This is a genomic window from Streptomyces phaeofaciens (assembly GCF_014648915.1).
In the GTDB taxonomy this organism is placed as follows: domain Bacteria; phylum Actinomycetota; class Actinomycetes; order Streptomycetales; family Streptomycetaceae; genus Streptomyces; species Streptomyces phaeofaciens.
On sequence record NZ_BMSA01000014.1, the window covers coordinates 246,141 to 252,375 of the forward strand.

General features: G+C 72.1%; 9 protein-coding genes. All 9 read left to right on the forward strand.

The window, feature by feature from the left end; all coding sequences use genetic code 11:
• Nucleotides 1-95: 95 nt before the first annotated feature.
• A complete protein-coding gene (locus IE275_RS24085; RefSeq protein WP_189713458.1) occupies nt 96-365 on the forward strand; it encodes a DUF6284 family protein in 270 nt (89 codons plus the stop codon).
• Nucleotides 362-811, forward strand: a complete 450-nt coding sequence (locus tag IE275_RS24090; protein WP_189713459.1) for a Pycsar system effector family protein — start codon at nt 362-364, stop codon at nt 809-811. The genes IE275_RS24085 and IE275_RS24090 overlap by 4 nt, the downstream gene beginning before the upstream one ends.
• On the forward strand, nt 808-1,692 hold the full coding sequence (locus IE275_RS24095) for a protein spdB (protein WP_308435684.1): 885 nt from the start codon (nt 808-810) through the stop codon (nt 1,690-1,692). The genes IE275_RS24090 and IE275_RS24095 overlap by 4 nt, the downstream gene beginning before the upstream one ends.
• Before the next feature lie 21 nt (nt 1,693-1,713).
• Nucleotides 1,714-2,031: a hypothetical protein gene (locus IE275_RS24100; RefSeq protein WP_189713460.1), complete on the forward strand. Its 318-nt coding sequence runs from the start codon at nt 1,714-1,716 to the stop codon at nt 2,029-2,031.
• A 118-nt stretch (nt 2,032-2,149) separates the two neighbouring features.
• Nucleotides 2,150-4,267, forward strand: a complete 2,118-nt coding sequence (locus IE275_RS24105; RefSeq protein ID WP_189713461.1) for an FtsK/SpoIIIE domain-containing protein — start codon at nt 2,150-2,152, stop codon at nt 4,265-4,267.
• 250 nt (nt 4,268-4,517) lie between these two features.
• Nucleotides 4,518-4,826: a hypothetical protein gene (locus IE275_RS24110; RefSeq protein ID WP_189713462.1), complete on the forward strand. Its 309-nt coding sequence runs from the start codon at nt 4,518-4,520 to the stop codon at nt 4,824-4,826.
• Between the two features lie 28 nt (nt 4,827-4,854).
• On the forward strand, nt 4,855-5,124 hold the full coding sequence (locus IE275_RS24115) for a hypothetical protein (protein ID WP_189713463.1): 270 nt from the start codon (nt 4,855-4,857) through the stop codon (nt 5,122-5,124).
• A 20-nt stretch (nt 5,125-5,144) separates the two neighbouring features.
• A complete protein-coding gene (locus IE275_RS24120) occupies nt 5,145-5,459 on the forward strand; it encodes a hypothetical protein (RefSeq protein WP_189713464.1) in 315 nt (104 codons plus the stop codon).
• Between the two features lie 90 nt (nt 5,460-5,549).
• Nucleotides 5,550-6,235: bifunctional DNA primase/polymerase (locus IE275_RS24125; protein WP_189713465.1), on the forward strand; the 686-nt coding region annotated here is incomplete at its 3' end.

The following is a 6,235-nucleotide window of genomic DNA, read 5'->3' on the forward strand; positions in this document are numbered from 1 at the left end:
GTCGCACGCGGCTTCCCTTCAACGGCGTGCGGCCCCGGTGCGGGAACACCGGGGCCGCTGTTCGGGCCGTTCCTGTGTGAGAGGAACACTGACCCATGAGGCACATCGGTGCTGTTCAGGTGGTTGTTACCGCCGACGATTTCGACCGTGAGCCGACGCTCGCGGAGCTGGACGCGATCGAGCTGGAGTCCCCGCTGATCCTGGCGGAGGTCGACCTGCTCGACGCGCAGATCAAGGCCATGGACCACCCCGAGAACGACGTCGACACCCGCCGGATCCGCCGGGCCCATAACCGGGTCCTGGCCGCGCGGCGGGACGCGGCCAACCGCACCGCCAACGAGGTGCTGCCGGGCGGTGCCGCGTGAGCACCCCGAACACGACCCTCACGACCGCGCACGCCGAGGTGAAGGCGGAGATCACGCGGACGGACACCAAGGCCGGCCTGTTGCTCGCGTTCGTCGGTGCCGTGCTGGCCGGCGTGTGGTCGGGGGCCCGTGACCTGCCGATGAACATCGGCGCCTACGTGGTGGGCGGTCTGGGCCTGATGCTGCTGGTCGCGGCGATCGGTCTGCTGCTGCGCTCGACCCGTCCGAACCTGCGGGGCCGGCACGGCTTCCCGCTGTGGGCGACCCTCACCCCGGATGAGATCACCGCCACCGTCAACGGCGGGGACGTCGCGGCGGACGTGGCCGGGCTGTCGCGGATCGCGGTCGCCAAGTTCACCTGCCTGCGCCGTGCGGTCGACCTGACCATGGTCGGCGGTGTCCTGCTCCTGCTGGCCGTGCTGATCGCGGCGGGGGGTGCGCTGTGAAGGCCAGGACCGTACTGCCCGCTGTCGCGATGACGGCGGTGTCCATGGTGCTCACCCTCGCCGTGGTGATGATGTGGCTGGGCACCGCGATGCCGTGGCCCGTCGTGCTGGTCGTCGGTCTGGGCATCGACGGTGGATGGCTGGCCACCCTCGCCTACGAGCGCCGGTTGGCCGCGCAGGGCGACCACAGCCGAGCGGTGACCGCCGTGGGCTGGACGTTCGGGGCAGTCGCCACCGGCGTCCTGGTCGCGCACGCGCTGACCGCCGACCACTCGCGCGGCGCATGGCTGGCCGTGGCGTGGCTTCCGGTCGCGGCGAAGGCGCTGTGGCTGGTGCATGGTCTGTGGGAGCGCACCGCGCTCACCCCGGTCGCGCTGGACGCCATCGCGGGCATCCAGCAGGAAGCCCGCGACGAAGCGGCCGTGGCCCGTGCCCGGCTGCGCGCCGAAGCCTCCACCGAGGAGACCCGGCTGACGGCCGTGACGGCCGCCGGGGCACGCGTTGCACGCGTCCAGGCCAGGACCGCCGAAACTCTCGCCGGGGCGTGGTCGACGCTGGAGGCGGCGCGGCGGGGTGAGGACACCGGCAGGGCGCTGACCAGCGTGACGACCCGCGTCACACCCGACGTCACACCCACGTGGGAACTGCCCGTGTGGGGCCCCAGCGAGCCGGTTGCCGCGCTCCCGCCGGGCGAGGGCAACACCCTCTCCGACGCGGCGCTTGACGCGCTGGTCGACGAGATCCGGCACAGCGAGACCCCGGCTCTGTCCTACCGCGAGATGGCCATCCGCTTCCGCGCGGCCGGCCACTCCGCCTCCGAGGTGCGGCTGCGCGCCGCATGGAAGCGCGTCGTGGCCTACCCCTCCCGCTCCGCACCGTGACTGTCTGAGGAGTCCTCACCCATGGGCAAGCCCGACACCCGCAGCATCGACCGCGAGATCAGCAAGACCACCCGCAAGCTGGAGGCCGTCCGCCGGGGCGAGACCTGGCCCCTCAACAGCAGCGAGCGGCGCACCGTGATCGGCGCGCTCGCCGGTGGCTCGTACCGGGTCCTGCGCGGTAAGAGCGCGGCCCGGCAGGAGAACCGGCTGGAGTCTCTCTCCGAGCAGGCCATCACCCGGCTGACGGCCGAACTGACCGCGCTGCACACGGAGCGTCAGCGGATCGTGCGCGAGCACGCCACCGCCAAGGCCGCCAAGAAGTCCTCCAGCTGGTGGTGACACCCGCCCACACCGCGTGAACCACGGCCAGGGACGGCCGCCCGTCCCCGGCCCCCACCTCTTTCCCGCATGCCCTTCCTGTCCTGCCCCCGCCGTGGGGCGCTGAGGAGACTTCCGCATGTCCGAGAACGTCGTTCACCTGCACAAAGACACCACCACCGCCGGGCCGACCGTGCTCGCCGTCGTGCCCGACCCGGCCCCGCCGGCGCCCGTCCCGCTGTGGGTGCGCTCCGGCCGCGCCGTCAAGCATGCGGTCACGCACGAGACCACGAAGACGACCGCCCGCGCCGTCGCCCGCCACAGCCTCTACGTGGTCGGCGGCGCCCGGATCGTGGGCCGGCGGGCGTGGGACGGGAAGACCGCCGCCCGCTACGAGCGGTTCATGCGTGCGGCGGAAGCCGCGGGGAACATGGAGGCCGCTGAGGAGTGGGAGGAGCGCGGGCAGCGCTACCGCGACGCCCGGCACCGCCGCCGGATGGACCTGCTCCACTCCCCGGTGGACGCGGCCAAGGGCCTGGCCGTCGGTACCGGGACCGGCATAGGGGCGCTGGTCGCTCTCGGGATCGTCATGGCGATCGCGACCAAGGACGCGTCCGACGTCGTCACCCCGCTGATGGCGGTCGTGGGGTTCATCAACCTGCTGATCTGGATCGTGCAGGTGGTCTGGGGCCCGGCCGTGTCCCTGGGCCCGTTCCTGGCCCTGCTCGCCCTGTGGGCCGTGGGCAGCAAGCAGCAGGCCGCGCCGCAGTGGGCTCTTCCCGCCACCGTCCGCTCCGGTGAGGGTGAGCCGATCACCCCGTCCATCGTGGTCAAGGCCCTGCGCGACCTGGGTATCGCGCCCCTGCGCACCGCCATCAAGGAGATGGGCGACGCCGGCGCGAGCATGCTCGGTCCGATCCGGATCGCCGGATGCGGCGTCGAGGTCGACGTCACGCTCCCGTCCGGGGTGGCCACGGACGAGGTGCAGAAGCGCCGCAAGAAGCTCGCGGAGAACCTCACCCGGCACGAGCACGAAGTGTTCATCACCATCCCGGAGGCCGCTCGCACGGTGCGGCTGTGGATCGCCGATTCCGGGGCGCTGGACGAGCCGATCGGCCCGTCTCCGCTGGTCACCGACGCGACCATGACCGCGAACTACAAGACCGGTAAGGCCCCGTGGGGCCAGGACCTGCGCGGCGACGCGGCCGCGATCAGCCTGTATCAGCGGCATCTACTGGTCACGGGTCTGTCCAACCAGGGCAAGACCGCCGCCCTGCGCTCGCTCGCACTGTGGCTGGCGCTGGACAAGTCGGTGCAGTTCTGGATCGCCGACCTGAAGGGCATCGGCGACTGGGCCATGTTCGAGGGCATCGCTCAGGTGCTGATCGAGGGCCCGTCCGACGACCACGTCATCCGGGCGACCGAGATGGTCGAGGACGCGGTGGAGGAGATGAACCGGCGCATCGAGGCACGCCGCAAGGACCCCAGCATCGTGTTCGAGCCGCTGATCGTGGTGGTGGACGAGGCGCAGCTGGCGTTCATGTGCCCGGTCGTCGGCGACGACAAGCGCCCGTACGGCGGCTCCAAGGCCACCTCCCGGTACTTCATGGGAGTCCGCAAGATTCACAACCAGGGCCGTGCGGTCGACGTGCTGATGTGGCAGGGCACGCAGGACCCCACCGACCAGAACCTTCCCAAGCTGGTCCGCGAGGGCGCCCACACCCGCGCCTCCCTCGTGGTGGGCACCGAGTCGCAGGCCCGGATGGCGCTCGGTGACAAGGCCGTCAACGGCGGCGCCGCCCCGCACCTGCTGCGCCAGGGTCTGGACAAGGGAACCCTCGTGGTCGCCTCCGACGGCATCGCGATTCCCGCCGGACAGGCGTCCATCACGGTGCGGACCCACTTCATCGACGACGAGCCGGCCGCCGAGGTCGCCGACCGGGCCAAGGCCCTGCGCGACGGCGTCACCACCCTGCGCGTCGTCGACCAGGGCAAGGAACGCGACACGCTCGCCGACGTCGCCGGCGTCCTCGGCGACGCGCCCCGGCTGCGGACCAACGAGATCCTCAAGCGGCTGCACGCACTGGACTCGAAGGCCTACGGCGACCAGTGGACCAACGACCGGCTCAAGTCCCTGCTGGAGAAGCACGGCGAGGAGCCGAAGAAGTCGCACGGGGTCATGGTCGTCCACCGCGATCACGTCCTGCGCGCCCTCGCCAACCGCGACGAGAACGGTTCCGCTTCCACCGCCGAGTAGCGGGGAGGCACGAGCCTCCGGCCCGGGGAGGCGGGGAGAACTCCCCAACCCCCTCCACACCCCTGCCTCCCCCACGGTGATCAGCGAAAACACTGATTCGGGGAGGCGGGGAGGCCCGCAGGTCAGCACCCCGGGAACCCCCTCCGCAGCGCCCCCGGCAGGGGGTGTGTCTGCCTCCCCGGGCCCTCATAGGGAGGGATTCCGCTTACGTACCGCACCCATCCGCCGCGCGCCCTTTGAAGGGGGAGCCATGACCAGCCGCGACCCGTACGGAAGCCTCGCCCCGCACATCCCCGCCGACGACTACCGCCGGGCCCAGGCCACCGGTCAGCCGGTCGTGATCGTCGTCCACACCACCGACCGCACCGGCCGCCCGCTGAGCGCGTACCTGTACCCGCTCGCCGTCGCCGGCGCCGGAGCCATCGGGGTGTTCGCCACGGTGGCCGCGTTCCTCGCCCTGCTCGACACCGCCGTCCACACCGCCGTGCAGATCGCCGCCGCCACCGGCCCGGTCAGCATCGGCGGCCTCAGCCTCAAGCTCTTCGGCTCCAAGCGCTGACCGAGACCACCGACAGGAGAACCCACCGATGCGACTGCGCATCCGCGTCACCCACTGGCCGCGCCGCGCGCTGGTCCTCACCGACACCCCCCACCCCCGCTGCCCGAACTGCCAGGGCGAGGGCGGCACCGAGCAGCACTACGGCGACCACACCGGCGAGTACGCCGGCACCGACTGGGACGTCTGCCCCTGCTGGAACGACACCCGCCGTCTGGTCCTCCTGCCCCTGCGCCGCCGCCGGACCGACGACGGCGCCCCGTGGGCCCCAGCCGGCTACAGCGACAAAGCCCCCTTCTAACCCCTCCGGGAGGAACCCTCATGTCCGACCAGTGGCCCACCCCCGAGCAGGCCTACGCGAACGCCCCCACCATCCTCAGCGAGATCGCGTGGGCGGCCCGCACGGCCCGCACCCTCGCCACCACCCCGTGCTTCACCGCACTGGACCGTGAGTTTTACCTGCGCAAGGCCGCCCTGCTCGACCGCATCGACCTCACCGCCCCCGGCGACGACACCGACACGCTCGCCTACGCCGCCGCCCTGCACCTGCTCGACATGGACCCGCCGGCCGTGATCTGCGACCCACGCGCCTACGTCCGCCAGCAGTACGCCCGCACCCTCACCGACCACCAGTAGCTACGCCAAGGGCGACCCCCCAATTCCGCCAAGAACACGGGGTCGCCCTTGCCAACCAGCCCACTACAGACCCGTTGGAGGCCATCCAGCATGCAGCAACCGACCACCATTCGGCGAGCCCTCGCGCTGGCCGCGCGCTCTGTGCCCGTGCTGCCGTTACGGGCCGGGAAGGTGCCGTTCGGCAACTGCCCCAACTGTGCCGGCAACGCGTGCGGCGGCCGGCCGAACATGAAGACCGCCGGCCCCTGCCAGTGCCCCGACGTCTGCCACGCCTGGGCCGCCGCCACCACCGACCCGAACACGCTCACCTCACCGGCCTGGGAGACGGCGTGGCGTCGGGCCGCCGCCATCGCGTACCACCCTGGTGGCGCTGGCGTGACCGTCGTCGACCTGGACGACGCGGCGGCCGTCGACTGGGCCCGCGCCACCCTGCCCGCCACGCGCACCGTGCCGACGACGCGCGGTGAGCACTGGATCTACCGGGGCACCATGCCGTCATCGAACGCGGTCCGGCCCGGTGTCGACGTCAAGTCCCTTATGGCGTACGCCCGTTGGCTCGGTCCCGGCACGGGCGCCACTGCCCCTCTCCCGGACGCTGTCCGCGCGCTGGCAGTGAAGAGCCCGCCCATCACCCGCAGGGCGCCACAGCGGCTCTCAGTGCCCCTGAGGGGTCACGGGGGCGAATGCCCGCACCGCACACCCACCTATCTGGAACGCGGGATCGCCATGGCCGTGCAGCGCATCGGCGAGGCCCGCGGCGCGGTGCACGCGACCGT